A 14,999-nucleotide genomic window follows, 5' to 3' on the forward strand; every position below is an offset into this window, starting at 1 on the left:
GGTCCGCCCTCCGGACGGGATTTAGCGTTCCCGGTCACGGCGACCCGGTGTGGCCCGGGTCACTGGTCGCTTCGAACACTGAGAACGCTGAGCGAGGAGGGCGCATGGCCGGTCCAGCCCCGGTTCTGGCGGCGCGCGGCCTGGTGCGGGAGTTCCGCGGCTTCCGGGCCGTCGACGGCGTCGACCTGGACGTCGCGGAGGGCTCGGTGCACGCGCTGGTCGGGCCGAACGGCGCGGGCAAGACCACGCTGTTCAACCTGCTCACCGGCTTCCTGAAGCCGACGGCGGGCAGCGTGCGGCTCGGCCCGCACGAGCTGGCGGGCCGGCGCCCCGAGCACGTCGCGCGGCTCGGCCTGGCCCGGTCGTTCCAGATCACCAGCCTGTTCGCCGAGCTCACCCCGCTCCAGCACGTCGAGCTGGCGCTGGCCGGCCGCACCGGGCTCGGCTGGCGGTTCTGGCGCTCGGACAAGGCGCTGCGCCGCTTCTCCGGCCGCGCCGCCGAACTGCTCGAACAGGTCGGCCTGGACGGCCACGGCGCCACCCCCGCCGGCGCGCTCGCCTACGGACGCAAGCGCGCGCTGGAACTGGCGCTCGCCCTCGCGCTCGACCCGAAGGTGCTGCTGCTCGACGAGCCGACCGCCGGGATGGGCGTGGAGGACGTCGACGGCACCGTCCGACTCGTCCAGCGGGTCCGGGAGAACGCGGGCGGATCGCTGACCGTCGTGATGGTCGAGCACAACATGAGCGTCGTCTCCAGCCTCGCCGACCGGGTCACCGTGCTGCAGCAGGGCCGGGTGCTCGTGGAGGGCCCCTACGCCGAGATCCGCCACGACCCCCGCGTCGTCACCGCCTACCTCGGAGACTCCAATGCTGCGCATTGACGGACTGTCGGCCTGGTACGGCGAGGCGCAGGCGCTGCGGGACGTGTCCCTGCACGTCGACAAGGGCGAGATCGTCACCCTGGTCGGGCGCAACGGCGCGGGCAAGACCACCCTGCTGCGCTGCCTCATGGGCCTGCACAAGGACGCCAAGGGGACGATCGGGTTCCTGGACGAGGACATCACCGCGCTCGGCCCGCACAAGCGGGCCCGCCGCGGACTCGGCTACGTCCCGGACGACCGCGGCATCTTCGCCACGCTGTCGGTCGAGGAGAACCTCACCCTTCCCGCCGCGATGGGCCCCGACCCGTGGCCGCTGGAGCGGGTGTACGACACGTTCCCGCGGCTGCGCGAGCGGCGCCGGTTCCCCGGGACGAAGCTGTCGGGCGGCGAGCAGCAGATGCTCGCGCTCGCCCGGGTGCTGCGCACCGGCGCCCGGCTGCTGCTGTGCGACGAGCCCACCGAGGGCCTGTCGCCGCTGATCGTCCAGCAGATCGGCGCCATCCTGCGCGAGGTCAAGGCGGCCGGCGTCACCGTCCTGCTCATCGAGCAGAACGTGCACTTCGCCGCGACCGTGGCCGACCGCCACCACCTGCTCGCGGAGGGCCGCGTCGTGGAGTCGCTGGACAACGACGAGGTCCGCGCCCGCGAGGGCGAGCTCCTCGAATACCTCGGAATCTAGCCGGTGCGCCCGGTCACCGGAACCACCTCGGAACACAGCAGGGAGACCCCCATGACACTTGTGCGACGTTCGGCGGCGCTCGCCGCCGCCGGAGCGCTGCTGGCCGGCTGCGCGGGCGGACCCGGCGGGGGCGGGGGAAAGATCAGCGACGGCAAGGTCGTGCTGGCCGTCCTCACCGACCAGTCCGGCGTCTACGCCGACCTGTCGGGCAAGAACGCCGTCGAGGCGGTGAAGATGGCCGTCGCCGACTACAAGGCCAAGTACGGCGGCAAGGCCGTCGCCAAGAAGATCGAGGTGGTGGACGCCGACCACCAGAACAAGCCCGACGTGGCGAACTCCAAGGCGCAGGAGCTCTACGACCGGCAGAAGGCCGACATCATCGTGGACGTGCCGACCTCGTCGGCCGCGCTGGCCGTCGCGACCGTCGCCAAGAACAAGAAGAGGCTGTTCATCGACGTCGGCGCCGCGTCCACCGCGCTGGAAGGCAAGCAGTGCAACAAGTACACCTTCCACTACGGCTACAACAGCTACATGCTGGCCCACGGGACCGGTAGCGAGGTCACCAGGGACGGCTCGAAGAACTGGTACATCGTCTACCCGGACTACGCGTTCGGGCAGGACATGCAGAAGACGTTCACCGCGGCCGTGAAGGACACCGGCGGCACCGTCGTCAAGTCCGACCCAACGCCGTTCCCGAACGACAACTTCTCGACGTTCCTGCTGAAGGCGCCGGGGATGAAGCCGAAGCCGCAGGTGCTCGGCGCCATGCAGGCGGGCGGCGACCTGGTCAACCTGGTGAAGCAGTACAACGAGTACAAGCTGCGGGACAAGGGCGTCGGCCTCGCCACCGGCCTGATGTTCATCACCGACATCCACTCCCTCGGCCCCGACGCCCTCGCCGGGACGCGCTTCACCGACTTCTGGTACTGGAACGCCAACCAGGGCAACCGCGCCTGGGCCGACAAGTTCCAGGCCAAGACGGGCAAGCGCCCGACGGCCGTGCACGCCGCCGACTACTCCGCGGCCCTGCAGTACCTGGAGGGCGTGCAGCGCGGCGGCACCGACAAGGCCGACGACGTGGTGAAGCAGCTCGAAGGCCACAAGGTCGACGACGTGTTCACCTCCACCGGCACCATCCGCGCCCAGGACCACCTCCTCCTCCACGACGCCTACATCGCGCAGGTGAAGCCGTCCAGCGAGGTCAAGGAGCCCTGGGACTACGAGAAGATCCTCAAGACGATCCCGGCGGCGCAGGCGTTCCAGCAGCCCGACCCCGCCTGCAAGCCGTAGGGCGGGCCGGCGTGCTGCAACAGGCGTTCAACGGCCTGGTGGGCGGGGCGTTCTACGCCCTGCTCGCCCTCGGCCTGTCGGTCATCTTCGGGATGCTCGGCGTGGTCAACTTCGCGCACGGCGCGTTCTACATGCTCGGCGCGTTCGGCTCCTACGTCCTGCTCGACTCGTGGGGCGTGGACTTCTGGGTCGCGCTGCCGCTCGTCCCGATCCTGCTCGGCGCGGCCGGGACGGTGCTGGAGCGGCTGTTCATCCGCCGCCTGGCGCCGCTCGACCCGCTCTACAACTTCCTGTTCACCTTCGGTCTCGCGCTGATCCTCCAGGACCTGGTCAAGCGGGAGTACGGCGTGCAGTCGCAGCCGTACCCGCGCCCGTCCGCGCTGGGCGGCTCCATCGACCTCGGCCTGTTCACCTACCCGGCCTACCAGGTGTTCGTGCTGGCGGTGTCGGTCGTGGTGTGCGGGGCGGTGTGGGTCGTGCTGACCCGCACCCGCGTCGGCATGATCGTCCGCGCGGCGACCGAGCGGCCCGAGCTGACCCGCGCGCTCGGCATCGACGTCGCCCGCTGGGTGACGCCGGTGTTCGGGTTCGGCATCGCGCTCGCCGCGTTCGCCGGCGTGCTCGCCGCGCCGATGCGGGCGGTCAACCCGCTGATGGGCTCCGACCTGATCATCACGGTGTTCGCCGTGGTGGTGATCGGCGGGCTCGGCTCGGTGTTCGGGTCGGTCGCCGCCGGGTTCGCGGTCGGGATCGTCTCGGCGCTCGGCAACTACTACGTGCCCTCGCTGTCGCAGACGCTGGTGTTCATCCTGATGGCGGCCGTGCTGCTGTGGCGCCCGGCCGGCCTGTTCGGCCGCGAGGAGGCCCTCTAAATGGTGTTGTCGAGGCTCGCCGGACGGCCCGTCCTGCTGGCCGCCGGGCTCGTCGCGGCGCTGGTGCTGCCGTGGTTCGTCTACCCGCCGGTGGCGTTGGACATCGCCTGCTGGGCGCTGTTCGCCGCCGCCGTGGACCTGCTGCTCGGCTTCACCGGGCTGCTGTCGTTCGGCCATGCCGCGTTCTGGGGATCCGCCGCGTACGCGACGGGCCTGATCGCGGTGCACTCCGGGCTGCCGTTCCCGGTGGCGATCCTTGGCGGCGCGGCGTTTTCCGCGTTGCTCGCCGTCCCGATCGGTTACCTGTCGATCCGGTTGCGCGGCATCTACTTCGCGATGGTCACCCTCGCTTTCGCGCAGATGGTGTACTTCGTCGCCAACCAATGGCGGGACGTGACGGGCGGCGAGAACGGGCTGCAGGGAATCCCGAGGGACTTCTTCGGCGCCGACCTGTCCGACCCGTTCTTCTTCTACTACGCGGGACTGCCGTTCATCCTCGCCGGCCTGTTCGTCGCCTGGCGGATCGTCCGGTCGCCGTTCGGCCGCGTGCTGGTGTCCATCCGCGACAACCCGGCGCGTGCGCGCGCGCTGGGGTACAGCATCGACCGCTACAAGCTGCTGGTGTTCGTGCTGTCGGCGGCGCTGTCCGGGTTGGGCGGCGGGCTGTTCGCCATCGGCCACGGCTTCGCGTCCCTGGACGGCGTCTACTGGACGACCTCCGGGCAGGCGGTGATGATGGTCGTCCTCGGCGGCATCGGCACCCTGTGGGGCGGCGCGATCGGCGCCGCGCTGATCGTGGAGCTGAACGACTACCTCGCCACGTCCGGCTTCCAGGAGACCGGCATCATCACCGGAGCGATCTTCATCGTCGTGGTCCTGGTGTTCCGGCGCGGCGTCTGGGGCACCGCCCGCATCCTGCTGGCGAAACGCACCGCCCGCCGCCCCGACCCGGCCCCCGCAAAGGTCACCACCCCCGTCTGACCCGCGTTGAGTTGCGGCGAGTCGTTGTTATGCGGCCTCGGATAACGACGACTCGCCGCAACTCAACGAGATAGGCGGTGCAGGCGGAGGGCGAGTTGGAGTTCCAGGGCGCGTTCGGGGGTCTGCCAGTCGTCGCCTAGGAGGCGGCCGATGCGGTCCAGGCGCTGGCTGACGGTGTTGACGTGGATGTGCAGCCGCTCGGCCGTCCGGGACAGGCTGCCGCCCGTGCCGAAGTAGGCGTCCAGCGTCTGCACGAGCGCCGTGCCGCGCCGCTCGTCGTAGTCCAGGACGGGCCCGATCGTGCCGGTGAGGAAGCCCGGGACGTCCCGCGCGTCGCCGATGAGCAGGCCGACGAAGCCCAGCTCGGACGCGCCGGCGCCGTCCCCGAGGCGGCCGAGAGCGAGCAGCGCGTCCGCGCAGCGCCGCGCCTCGGTGTGCGCCGCCGCGATGCCGGACGGCCCGCGCACCGGGCCCGCGGCGCCGACGGTCGCCGGGCGGCCGAGCGAGGCGCCCAGCTCCTTGGCGACGCGGCGCGCCGCGTCGCCCGCCCGCTCGCCCGGCAGCAGCAGGACGATCTCGTCGCCGCGCGAGGCGGCCAGGCCGTGCTCGACCGCCGCGAACGACGATGCCCAGAAGGCGGCGCGCTGCCGGTGGTCGTGCGACTCGTACCGCGCGCACAGCACCACGTGCGGCGCGGTCAGGTCGACGTTCACCCGCCTGGCCCGGACGGTCAGCGTGCCGGCGTCCGTGCGCCGGTCCGACAGCAGGTCGTCCAGCAGCTCGCCGCGGACGCGGCCCTCCGCCTCGGTCACGCTGCGCTGGAACAGCACCAGCAGCGCGGTCACCAGCGCGGCCCGCTCCAGGATGCGCTGGTCTGCGCCGGACACCTCGTCGGCGGTGCGCAGCACCAGCGTGCCGAGCATCTCGTCGCCGGTCGTGACCGAGGCGATCCACAGGTCGCCGCGCCGGACGGTGCGTCCCTGCGCGCGCGCCGAGTGCGCCGACGCCATCACGCCGGACAGCTCATCCTCGCTCAGCGCCGCCGACGCGGCCCCGGTCGTGGCGAGGTGCCGGCCGTCGGCGTCCAGGACGTGCAGCGTGCCGCCGAGCAGCTCGGTGACGACCGCCGCGACGTCCTCGACGCCGCCGCCCCGCACGACCACCGCCGTCATCCGGTCGTGTGCGCGCGCCGCTTGCTCGACGGCCGCGCTGCGCGCCTTGACGACCTCGTTGGCGGCGCTCAGCTCCTCCAGCGCGGTCTGCGTCTCCTCCAGGAGGCGGGCGTTGTCGATCGCCACCGCCGCGTGCGCCGCCAGCGAGCCGAGCAGCGCGACCTCCTCCTGGTCGAACGGGCGCTCGCTGCGGTTCGCGGCCGTCAGCACGCCGATCACGCGGCTGCCGAGGCGCATCGGCACGCCGAGGATCGCGACGATGCCCTCCTCGGCCACCGCCTCGTCGATGAACCCGCGGTGCCGGAACTGCTCGTCGCCGAGGTAGTGCGCGCTCGTGTACGGCATCGCCGTCTGCGCGACCAGGCCGACCAGGCCGGTGCCCATCGGCAGCCGCAGCCGCCGGAACGCCGCCGACACCGACCCGTCGGTGACCCGCATGTAGGTCTCGCCGCGCTCGTCGTCGTTGAGCGTCAGGTACGCGATGTCGGCGCTCAGCAGCCGCCGGGCGCGCCGCGTGATCGCCTCCAGCACCGCGTCCAGGTCGCGGAGCCCGGCGAGGTCGCCCGCGGTGTCGAACAGCGCCGCCAGCTCCGCCTCCCGGCGGGCGTGCCGCCGCATGACGGCGCGGACCCGCAGCGCGGCCAGCTTCGCCGCCTCCAGCTCCGCCAGCACTGCGGCCGGGGCGCCCTGCGCCCGCGCCTGCACGAGCGGCCCCTCGAACTCGACGGGGGACGCCTCGCGGGCGAGCAGTTCGAGGAAGACGCCGCAGGACATACGGGCCATTGTCAGTGCGCCGTCCAGCCGCCGTCGAGGGCGAGGGACGCGCCGGTCACCATCGAGGCCGCCGGTGAGCACAGGTAGCCGACCAGCGCGGCCACCTCCTCCGGCTCGATCAGCCGCTTCACCGCCGAGTGCTCCAGCATGACGCGCTCGACGACCTCGTCCGGTGCCATGCCGTGCGCGCGCGCCTGGTCGGCTATCTGGCCCTCCACCAGCGGCGTCCGCACATAGGACGGGTTGACGCAGTTGGACGTCACGCCGTACGCGGCGCCCTCCAGCGCGATCACCTTGGAGAGCCCTTCGATGCCGTGCTTGGCCGTCACGTACGCCGACTTGAACGGCGAGGCCCGCAGCCCGTGGACGGAGGAGATGTTGACGATCCGTCCCCAGCCCCGCTCGTACATGCCGGGCAGCGCGTCGCGGACGAGCCGGAACGGCGCCTCCACCATCAGCCGCAGGATCCGCGCGAACACCTCCGGCGGGAACTCGTGGACCGGCGCCACATGCTGCACGCCCGCGTTGTTGACCAGGATGTCGGTGCCCGCGGCGATGCCGTCCAGCCGGTCGACGTCGGAGAGGTCGGCGAGCAGGGGGACGCCGCCGATCTCCTCGGCCGCGCGGCGCGCCGCCTCGCCGTCCACGTCGGCGACCACGACCCGGGCGCCGGCGCCGGCCAGCACCCGGGCGCAGGCGCGCCCGATGCCGCTCGCGCCGCCGGTGACCAGGGCTCGCTTGCCCGACAGGTCCGGCGCTGCGCCGGCCCGGGCCGCGGGCCCCTGCGCCGGCCCGGCGGCGGGCCCCGGCGCGTCCTGCGCGGGAGGCCGCGGTGTCACGCTCGTCATGGGCAGAACCTACGGAGCGCGGCGGCGGGCTCCCATGTGGCCTCGACACACAATCCCATGACGAACAGTATGGTCGACCCTTACAGTGGTCCGTTCCTCGTCACGAGGGCTCCGGTCGCCACGCGATGATCTTGGACACGGGCTACCGTTGGGCCCGCCCGGTCCCCTGACAGCCCTGGAAGTTCCGATGACCGAGATCACGCATCGCCGCATCGCGTCCCAGAGCGGCCTGCGCATGCACGTGGCCGAGGCGGGCGAGGGCCCGCTCGTCCTGCTCCTGCACGGCTTCCCCGAGTGCTGGTACTCCTGGCGCCACCAGCTCACCGCCCTGGCCGACGCAGGCTTCCACGCCGTCGCGCCCGACCAGCGCGGCTACGCCCGGACGGGCGGCCCCGCGGACGTCGGGCAGTACTCGATCCTGCATCTGGTGGGGGACGTGGTCGGCCTGATCGAGGCGCTCGGCGGCGGCCGCGCCGTCGTCGTCGGACACGACTGGGGCGCGCCGGTCGCCTGGCACACCGCGCAACTGCGGCCCGACAAGGTCCGCGGCGTCGTCGGGTTGTCGGTGCCGCACCGGCCGCGCAGCTCGAAGCCGCCCGTCGAGGCGATGCGCCGGATGTTCGGCGACGGCTTCTACATGGTCCGCTTCCAGGAGCCGGACGTCCCCGAGGCCGAACTCGACCGCGACCGCGCCGCCACCTTCCGCCGGCTGATGTACGGCGCGTCCGGCGACAGCAGCGGCGCCGCCGCCGGGTGGATCGCGCCGGAGGGCGGCGGGCTCCTCGACGCCATCCCGGAGCCGGAGAAGCTGCCCGCCTGGCTGAGCGAGGACGACATCGCCACCTACGTCGCCGAATACGCCGACAGCGGCTTCACCGGGCCGATCAACTGGTACCGCAACCTGGACCGCAACTGGGAGCTGACCACCGCCTGGCACCGCGCCCAGATCAGCCCGCCGGCCCTCTACGTCGCCGGGGACCGCGACACCGTCGCCGTCGGCGCCATGCACGCGGTGGAGACCATGGCCGACTTCGTGCCGAACCTCCGCCGCACGGTCTGGCTGCCCGGATGCGGCCACTGGACCCAGCAGGAGCGGCCCGCCGAGGTGAACGACGCCCTGATCGACTTCCTCCGCGACCTCTGACCCCGGGCGGAATGTCGGACCCGGCGCGTACGGTCGCGGCGTGAACCGCACCGACCGTCTTTACGCCCTGGTGGAGGAGCTGCGGGCGTGCGCGCCGCGCCGGGTCAGCGCCCGGGAGCTGGCCGCCCGCTACGAGGTGAGCGTCCGCACCGTCGAGCGGGACATCGGCGCGCTCCAGCAGGCCGGCGTGCCGATCTACGCCGACGTCGGCCGGGGCGGCGGGTACACCCTCGACAAGAGCCGGACGCTGCCGCCGCTGAACTTCACCCCCGCCGAGGCCGTCGCCGTCGCGATCACCCTTGCCCGCGCCGGCGGCTCCCCGTACTCCCGCTCCGCCCGCACCGCCCTGCAGAAGATCGTCACCGCGATGTCGGCGGACGACAGCGCCTCGGCCCGCGAACTCGCCGAGCGCGTCCGCTTCCTGATCCCCGCCGGAGACGACGACCCGGCGTCCGTGCCCTCCGTGCTGGAGGAGGCCGTCATGAGCCGCCGGGTCGTCCGCCTCACCTACATCGACCGGGCGGGCGCCGAGACCGTCCGCGACGTCGAGCCCGTCTCGTTCACCGCGTCGAGCAAGGGCTGGTACCTGACCGCCTGGTGCCGCAAGCGCGGCGGCCGCCGCGTCTTCCGCACCGACCGCGTCCGCCGCGCCGCCCTGCTCGAGGAGACCGCCCCCGAACGCGTCGTCGAGGCCATGCACGACGACGTCCCGTGCGACTACGTCGTCCGCCCCCTCGAATTCGTCTGACGGGCGTAACGTCTCGATCATGAGCGCGTCAGAGGAGCCTGTGCTCCACCTGCCGGAAAAGGACAAGCACGGCATCGTCCAGACGCTGTGCGGCAAGTACGTCTCCCCGGACGAGGTCCGTGACGACCCGCGCGAGGCCACCTGCAAGCGATGCCTGGAGATCCGCAGGGACGACGAGCAACGCAGGTTCGACGCGGAGGAAGACCACTACGGCGAACCCCTCTGATCAGCCCCGCGCCCCCAGGACGGCGAGAAGAGCGGCGAACCCGCGCCGGCTGAGGACGAGGTGCCCGGCAGCGGGATCCTTGCTGTCACGCACACCGACACGCCCGCCGAGGTCACCGACCTCGACGCAGTTGCCTTCGTTGCCGCCGCTGTGGCTGCTCTTGCGCCAGCGGATCATGGTTGCGTGGCCAGGCGAGCGAGGAGGACGGAGAAGTCCTGGCGGCTGAGGGTGAGGTGTCCGGCGGCGGGGTTCTTGCTGTCGCGGACGCCGATGTGGCCGTCGAGGTTGGCGACCTCGACACACTCGCCTTCGTCGCCGCCGCTGTGGGTGCTCTTGCGCCAGTGGGCTTGAGACGGTCCGAGGGTGTTCATGATTGCGACGCTATCTCGTCAATGAGCTTCAGCGAAGCGGATCTGCTCAGGGTCGCTGAGAGCAGCAGATTGAAGATCTCCTCGTGCGATGCGACTTCGTCCTCGTCCTCCACGAAAATGCTTTCGTTGTAGCGGTCGCCCACGGTCACGGTGAGCTGCCCAGGTGGGCGCAAAGAGATCAGATGGCACGGGGTGATGAGCGAGAGGTATTCGCTGGCCGTGCTGGGAAGGATGCGCAGGTCCACGTGTTCCAACCGGGCGACTTCTGCCAGCCGTCGTACCTGAGCCCGCAGGATCGCGCCGTCGCCGCCGACCTGGTTGCCGAGGACCGTCTCCGCGATGATCGGTAGATAGAAGGGCGGATCGGCGCGGCTGAGCACCTGCTGGCGGGACATTCGGAATTCGACCAGAGTTCTGGCGGCGCGCGAGTCTTTGGCGGCAGGACCAACGGCCATGAGCTTGGATGCGTAAGCCGGGGTCTGGAGCAGCCCGGGGATGATGTTGGGCTGGAAGGTGCGGATCTTCGCGGCGTCTTCTTCGAGGCTCGCCAGGTCCAGAGCGGCCGCCGAGATTCGGCCGACCCGTTCTCGTACCCATTTGCCGGGGCTGTGGGTGGCGAGGTGGAGGAGGGATTCGCGGAGGGGGCCGTCCTCGATGCCGTAGAGGTCGAGGAGGTCGCTCAGCTCGTCCGGGGCGATGGCCTGGAGGCCGTTCTCGACCATGCTCATCCAGCCCTGGGAGCGGCCGAAGCGGCGGGCGGCGGTGGCGACGGTCAGGTTGTGGCGGTCGCGGGCTTTGCGGAGCGCCGAGCCGATCCGGCGCTGGCGGACGGTGGGGGCGGTACCGGAAGGCATCCTTCAACGATGTCACCGAGTGTGCCGGAGCGGTAACGGATTGAACGTTCAGTCGGGAAACGTTCAGAGCCGGTACCGGGAAGCCGTCGAGCGGCGAATGTGGCGGGCGTTTCCGAATCGAGGGGAGGCGCGGATGGGAGCGCCCGAGAACAAAGGGACGGACCCCGGCGGGCTGGTCGTGGTGGGCACGCTGACGCTTCCGGGCGCTCCGAGGTCGGTCGGGTACGCGCGGCGGTTCCTGCGGGACATGGTGCCGCCGGACCATCCGGGGCTGGACGACCTGGTGACGGTCGTGAGCGAGCTCGTCTGCAACGCCGTCACCCACACGGCCTCGGGCGACGGCGGCCGGGTGACGGTGAGCCTGCTGGCCGGCGAGGGTTTCCTGCGCATGGAGATCGCCGACGACGGCGCCGACGGCAGGCGACCGCGGCTCAAGGCGGAGACCGGTGCCGAGAGCGGGCGCGGGCTGCGGATCGTGGACGTCCTGACGCGGAGCTGGGGGTTCCGGCCGGATGGGCCCGGCACCGTCGTGTGGGCGGAGTTCCGGTCGGTGGGCCGGGTTCTGTTCCGAAACCCCGACATGGGGCTGTCGCGGGACTCCTCGACGCTGATGCCGACAGCGTTCGAAGGAGGAGAACAATGAGCGTTCCCGCTTACAACACCGTCGCCTGGTTCCAGGTCGGCACCGACGCGCCGGAGGACGCCCGCCGCTTCTACGGCGACATGTTCGGGTGGAGGTTCGCGTCCGACCCCGGCAGCGAGGGCTACGACCTGGTCAGTTACGAGGGGGCCGACGCGCCCAGCGGCGGCATCGCGCACGTGCCGGACGCGTCCGCCAACCACGCGGTCTTCTTCGTCCTCGTCGAGGACGTGGACGCGGCGTGCGCCGAGGCCGAGAAGTGCGGCGGCAAGGTCGCCGTCCCCGGCACGACGACGCCCGACGGCCTGCGGTTCGCGCACCTGGCGGACCCGTCCGGCAACCGCTTCGCCGTCTTCACCCCGCCGGCGGCCTGACCCGGCGCGCGAAAAGGGCCCCGAGGACGATCCTCGGGGCCCTTTCGCGGGTCATCGCGGCCTACACCTCCGCGATCACCCCGGAAGCCCGAACCTCAGCCCCCGGTCACGGGCGGGCACGCGGAGCGAGCCCTGCGAGCGCAGCGGGCCCGCCTGGCGGCCGTGACGGGGGCCCCCTGGGAGATCACGCATCTCCGCCGGTGTTGCTCTCGGCGCTGCCGACGCCGCCGGCGAAGACGTCGCTGACCGAGGCGTCGAGCCGGTAGCGGCGGATCGCCTCGGGCAGGGCCTCCGGCTTGATCTCGCCGTGCCGGGCGAGCCGGGTGAGCACCGCGAGGACGATGGACGCGGCGTCCACGTGGAAGAACCGGCGGGCGGCGGCGCGGGTGTCGGAGAACCCGAACCCGTCGGTGCCGAGCGAGGTGAAGTCGCCGTTCACCCACGGCGCGATCTGGTCGGGGACGGCGCGCATGTAGTCCGACACCGCGACGATCGGCCCGGCGACGCTGTCGAGCGTCCGGGTGACGTAGGGGACGCGCTGCTCGGCGTCGGGATTGAGCAGGTTCTGCTCGTCGCACTCGCGGGCCTCGCGGGCCAGCTCGTTCCACGACGTGGCGGACCATACGTCCGCGGCGACGCCCCAGTCCTCGGCGAGCATCCGCTGGGCCTCCAGGGCCCACCGGCCGCCGACGCCGGACGCGAGGATCTGCGCCCGGGGCGGCTGCCCGTTGCCCGTGGACACCTCGGGTGCCTCCCGGAACCGGTACAGGCCCTTGAGCAGGCCGTCGACGTCGAGGCCCTCGGGTTCGACGGGCTGCTGGTAGGGCTCGTTGTAGACGGTCAGGTAGTAGAAGACGTTCTCGCCCTGCGGGTGCTCCTCGGACGAGCCGTACATGCGGCGCAGCGCGTCCTGGGTGATGTGCGCCAGCTCGAACGCCCAGGTCGGGTCGTAGTGGACGCAGGCGGGGTTCGCGGCGGCGAGCAGGGGGGAGTGGCCGTCGGCGTGCTGGAGGCCCTCACCGGTGAGGGTGGTGCGGCCGGCGGTGGCGCCGAGCAGGAACCCGCGGCCCATCTGGTCGCCGAGCGCCCACATCTGGTCGCCGGTCCGCTGGAACCCGAACATCGAGTAGAAGATGTAGACGGGGATCATGTGCTCGCCGTGCGTGGCGTACGCGGTGCCGGCGGCGATCGCGGAGGCCATCGACCCGGCCTCGCTGATGCCCTCGTGCAGCATCTGGCCGCTCTCGGACTCCTTGTACGACAGCAGGAGCTTGCGGTCGACCGCGTCATAGGTCTGCCCGTGCGGCGAGTAGATCTTGGACGTGGGGAACAGCGAGTCCATGCCGAACGTGCGGTACTCGTCCGGGGCGATCGGGACGAACCGGGCGCCGAGGTTCTCGTCCTTGATCAGGTCCTTGAGCAGCCGGACGAACGCCATCGTCGTCGCGACGTTCTGCTTTCCGGAGCCCTTCTTCAGCTCGCTGTAGACGGGGTCGCCGGGCAGTTTGAGCGCCTTGGCGCGCACGGCCCGCTTCGGCAGGAACCCGCCGAGGGCGGCGCGGCGCTCGCGCATGTACTGGATCTCGTCGGAGTCCTCGCCCGGGTGGTAGTAGGGCGGCAGGGGCTGCTCGAGCGCCGAGTCCGGGATGTCCAGGTACAGGCGGTCGCGGAACTCCTTCAGCTCGGCCTTGGTCAGCTTCTTCATCTGGTGGGTGGCGTTGCGGGCCTCGAAGTCGGACCCGAGCGTCCAGCCCTTGATGGTGTGCGCGAGGATCACCGTCGGCTGCCCGACGTGCTCGCGGGCCGACTTGAACGCCGCGTACACCTTGCGGTAGTCGTGCCCGCCGCGCGACAGCTTGCGCAGGTCGTCGTCCGACAGGTGCTGGACGATCTTGCGCAGCCGCGGGTCGGCGCCGAAGAACTTCTCCCGGATGTAGTCGCCGGACTCCACGGAGAAGGTCTGGAACTGCCCGTCGGGGGTGGTGTTCATCTGGTTGACCAGCACGCCGTCGACGTCCTGGGCGAGCAGCGGGTCCCAGTCGCGGCCCCAGATGACCTTGATAACGTTCCAGCCGGCGCCGCGGAAGAACGACTCCAGCTCCTGGATGATCTTGCCGTTGCCGCGCACCGGGCCGTCCAGCTGCTGCAGGTTGCAGTTGACGACGAAGGTGAGGTTGTCCAGCTCCTCGCGGGCGGCCAGGCCGATCGCGCCGAGCGACTCCGGCTCGCCCATCTCGCCGTCGCCGAGGAACGCCCACACGTGCGAGCGCGACGTGTCCTTGATCTTGCGGTTGTAGAGGTAGCGGTTGAACCGCGCCTGGTACACCGAGTTGATCGCGGTGAGGCCCATCGAGACGGTGGGGAACTCCCAGAAGTCGGGCATCAGCCGGGGGTGCGGGTAGGACGACAGGCCGCCGCCGGGGTGCGACTGCTCCTGCCGGAACCCGTCGAGCTTCTCCTCGGGCAGCCGCCCTTCCAGGAACGCGCGCGCGTAGATGCCGGGCGCCGCGTGGCCCTGGATGAACACCTGGTCGCCGGACTCGCCGTGGTCCTTGCCGCGGAAGAAGTGGTTGAAGCCGACCTCGTAGAGGGACGCCGCCGAGGCGTAGGTGGCGATGTGGCCGCCGACGCCGAGCTCGGGGCGGTTGGCCCGCGACACCATGATCGCCGCGTTCCACCGGATGTAGGCGCGGATCCGCCGCTCGACGTGCTCGTCGCCGGGGAACCAGGGCTCCGACTCCGGCGGGATCGTGTTGATGAAGTCGGTGCTCCGCAGCCCGGGGACCCCGACCTGCAGTTCCCGGGCCCTTTCCAGGAGGCGGAGCATCACGTACCGCGCCCTGCCGCGGCCCTCGGTCTTGATGACCGTGTCCAGCGATTCCAGCCACTCCCGGGTCTCGTCCGGGTTGATGTCCGGCAGCTGGCTCGGCAGGCCGTCGCTGATGATCGAAAAGCGTTGACGTCCGGAAGCCACGGGATCCCCTCTGTGCTTGCCGTCTTTGCTGGTGGGACCCCGGCCGCCGTTCGGCGGAGCGCGGTCCCCGGCGGCGGTGTCGCACCGCCTGGTCTCGTGATCCATCGTCGTCGTTCGTGACGGCTAACGCATCTCTACCAACCGGTAACCATTCTCCCCGGTCAACCGGGG

Annotated in this window: 16 protein-coding genes; 10 read left to right on the forward strand and 6 right to left on the reverse strand. The window is 71.4% G+C overall.

Annotation, left to right across the window (positions count from 1 at the left end; genetic code table 11):
- The first annotated feature begins 104 nt into the window (after positions 1-104).
- Genes QP089_RS16780 through QP089_RS16800 form a run of 5 tightly spaced genes read left to right on the forward strand, consistent with a single transcriptional unit; the run spans position 105 to position 4,703 of the window.
- Positions 105-881: an ABC transporter ATP-binding protein gene (locus QP089_RS16780; RefSeq protein ID WP_285912549.1), complete on the forward strand. Its 777-nt coding sequence runs from the start codon at positions 105-107 to the stop codon at positions 879-881.
- Positions 868-1,560 (forward strand): ABC transporter ATP-binding protein, encoded by a 693-nt coding sequence (locus tag QP089_RS16785; protein ID WP_285912550.1) that lies wholly within the window; start codon positions 868-870, stop codon positions 1,558-1,560. Before QP089_RS16780 ends, QP089_RS16785 begins: the two co-directional genes overlap by 14 nt.
- Positions 1,561-1,611: 51 nt before the next feature.
- A complete protein-coding gene (locus tag QP089_RS16790) occupies positions 1,612-2,850 on the forward strand; it encodes an ABC transporter substrate-binding protein (RefSeq protein WP_285912551.1) in 1,239 nt (412 codons plus the stop codon).
- A gap of 11 nt (positions 2,851-2,861) precedes the next feature.
- Entirely contained in the window at positions 2,862-3,722 is an 861-nt protein-coding gene (locus tag QP089_RS16795; protein WP_285912552.1) for a branched-chain amino acid ABC transporter permease, read from the forward strand.
- On the forward strand, positions 3,723-4,703 hold the full coding sequence (locus QP089_RS16800) for a branched-chain amino acid ABC transporter permease (protein ID WP_285912553.1): 981 nt from the start codon (positions 3,723-3,725) through the stop codon (positions 4,701-4,703).
- Between the two features lie 62 nt (positions 4,704-4,765).
- On the opposite strand, the gene QP089_RS16805 is transcribed toward QP089_RS16800, so the two are convergent.
- Entirely contained in the window at positions 4,766-6,649 is a 1,884-nt protein-coding gene (locus tag QP089_RS16805; RefSeq protein WP_285912554.1) for a helix-turn-helix domain-containing protein, read from the reverse strand.
- Between the two features lie 11 nt (positions 6,650-6,660).
- On the reverse strand, positions 6,661-7,497 hold the full coding sequence (locus QP089_RS16810; RefSeq protein ID WP_285912555.1) for a 3-hydroxybutyrate dehydrogenase: 837 nt from the start codon (positions 7,495-7,497) through the stop codon (positions 6,661-6,663).
- Positions 7,498-7,684: 187 nt separating this feature from the next.
- Here QP089_RS16810 and QP089_RS16815 point away from each other — a divergent pair, with 187 nt between their 5' ends.
- From QP089_RS16815 to QP089_RS16825, 3 genes are read left to right on the forward strand one after another with little or no spacing between them, the layout of a single operon-like run.
- Entirely contained in the window at positions 7,685-8,641 is a 957-nt protein-coding gene (locus QP089_RS16815) for an alpha/beta fold hydrolase (RefSeq protein ID WP_285912556.1), read from the forward strand.
- A gap of 40 nt (positions 8,642-8,681) precedes the next feature.
- Positions 8,682-9,389, forward strand: a complete 708-nt coding sequence (locus tag QP089_RS16820; protein WP_285912557.1) for a helix-turn-helix transcriptional regulator — start codon at positions 8,682-8,684, stop codon at positions 9,387-9,389.
- A gap of 19 nt (positions 9,390-9,408) precedes the next feature.
- Complete coding sequence (locus QP089_RS16825; RefSeq protein ID WP_285912558.1) at positions 9,409-9,615, forward strand: hypothetical protein; 207 nt, start codon at positions 9,409-9,411, stop codon at positions 9,613-9,615.
- Here the strand turns inward: QP089_RS16825 and QP089_RS16830 are convergent, their stop codons facing one another.
- Genes QP089_RS16830 through QP089_RS16840 form a run of 3 tightly spaced genes read right to left on the reverse strand, consistent with a single transcriptional unit; the run spans position 9,616 to position 10,840 of the window.
- The gene (locus QP089_RS16830; protein ID WP_285912559.1) at positions 9,616-9,792 is read right to left on the reverse strand and encodes a DUF397 domain-containing protein; all 177 of its coding nucleotides are present in this window, start codon (positions 9,790-9,792) and stop codon (positions 9,616-9,618) included.
- The gene (locus tag QP089_RS16835) at positions 9,789-9,986 is read right to left on the reverse strand and encodes a DUF397 domain-containing protein (protein WP_285912560.1); all 198 of its coding nucleotides are present in this window, start codon (positions 9,984-9,986) and stop codon (positions 9,789-9,791) included. The genes QP089_RS16830 and QP089_RS16835 overlap by 4 nt, the downstream gene beginning before the upstream one ends.
- Positions 9,983-10,840, reverse strand: a complete 858-nt coding sequence (locus tag QP089_RS16840) for a helix-turn-helix domain-containing protein (RefSeq protein WP_285912561.1) — start codon at positions 10,838-10,840, stop codon at positions 9,983-9,985. The genes QP089_RS16835 and QP089_RS16840 overlap by 4 nt, the downstream gene beginning before the upstream one ends.
- Before the next feature lie 133 nt (positions 10,841-10,973).
- Here QP089_RS16840 and QP089_RS16845 point away from each other — a divergent pair, with 133 nt between their 5' ends.
- Both QP089_RS16845 and QP089_RS16850 read left to right on the forward strand, forming a co-directional pair.
- The gene (locus QP089_RS16845) at positions 10,974-11,483 is read left to right on the forward strand and encodes an ATP-binding protein (RefSeq protein ID WP_285912562.1); all 510 of its coding nucleotides are present in this window, start codon (positions 10,974-10,976) and stop codon (positions 11,481-11,483) included.
- A complete protein-coding gene (locus QP089_RS16850; RefSeq protein ID WP_285912563.1) occupies positions 11,480-11,854 on the forward strand; it encodes a VOC family protein in 375 nt (124 codons plus the stop codon). The genes QP089_RS16845 and QP089_RS16850 overlap by 4 nt, the downstream gene beginning before the upstream one ends.
- 184 nt (positions 11,855-12,038) lie before the next feature.
- Here the strand turns inward: QP089_RS16850 and aceE are convergent, their stop codons facing one another.
- A complete protein-coding gene (aceE, locus tag QP089_RS16855; RefSeq protein ID WP_353070592.1) occupies positions 12,039-14,828 on the reverse strand; it encodes a pyruvate dehydrogenase (acetyl-transferring), homodimeric type in 2,790 nt (929 codons plus the stop codon).
- Positions 14,829-14,999 lie beyond the last annotated feature (171 nt).

Source organism: Actinomadura opuntiae (genome assembly GCF_030283205.1).
Taxonomy (GTDB): domain Bacteria; phylum Actinomycetota; class Actinomycetes; order Streptosporangiales; family Streptosporangiaceae; genus Spirillospora.

Coding starts and splice junctions, on each gene's coding strand:
- QP089_RS16840 (WP_285912561.1), bottom strand. CDS start 10,840: ATGCCTTCCGGTACCGCCCCCACCGTCCGCCAGCGCCGGATCGGCTCG.
- QP089_RS16780 (WP_285912549.1), top strand. CDS start 105: ATGGCCGGTCCAGCCCCGGTTCTGGCGGCGCGCGGCCTGGTGCGGGAG.
- QP089_RS16805 (WP_285912554.1), bottom strand. CDS start 6,649: ATGTCCTGCGGCGTCTTCCTCGAACTGCTCGCCCGCGAGGCGTCCCCC.
- QP089_RS16825 (WP_285912558.1), top strand. CDS start 9,409: ATGAGCGCGTCAGAGGAGCCTGTGCTCCACCTGCCGGAAAAGGACAAG.
- QP089_RS16835 (WP_285912560.1), bottom strand. CDS start 9,986: ATGAACACCCTCGGACCGTCTCAAGCCCACTGGCGCAAGAGCACCCAC.
- QP089_RS16800 (WP_285912553.1), top strand. CDS start 3,723: ATGGTGTTGTCGAGGCTCGCCGGACGGCCCGTCCTGCTGGCCGCCGGG.
- QP089_RS16815 (WP_285912556.1), top strand. CDS start 7,685: ATGACCGAGATCACGCATCGCCGCATCGCGTCCCAGAGCGGCCTGCGC.
- QP089_RS16810 (WP_285912555.1), bottom strand. CDS start 7,497: ATGACGAGCGTGACACCGCGGCCTCCCGCGCAGGACGCGCCGGGGCCC.
- QP089_RS16850 (WP_285912563.1), top strand. CDS start 11,480: ATGAGCGTTCCCGCTTACAACACCGTCGCCTGGTTCCAGGTCGGCACC.
- QP089_RS16830 (WP_285912559.1), bottom strand. CDS start 9,792: ATGATCCGCTGGCGCAAGAGCAGCCACAGCGGCGGCAACGAAGGCAAC.
- QP089_RS16785 (WP_285912550.1), top strand. CDS start 868: ATGCTGCGCATTGACGGACTGTCGGCCTGGTACGGCGAGGCGCAGGCG.
- QP089_RS16845 (WP_285912562.1), top strand. CDS start 10,974: ATGGGAGCGCCCGAGAACAAAGGGACGGACCCCGGCGGGCTGGTCGTG.
- QP089_RS16790 (WP_285912551.1), top strand. CDS start 1,612: ATGACACTTGTGCGACGTTCGGCGGCGCTCGCCGCCGCCGGAGCGCTG.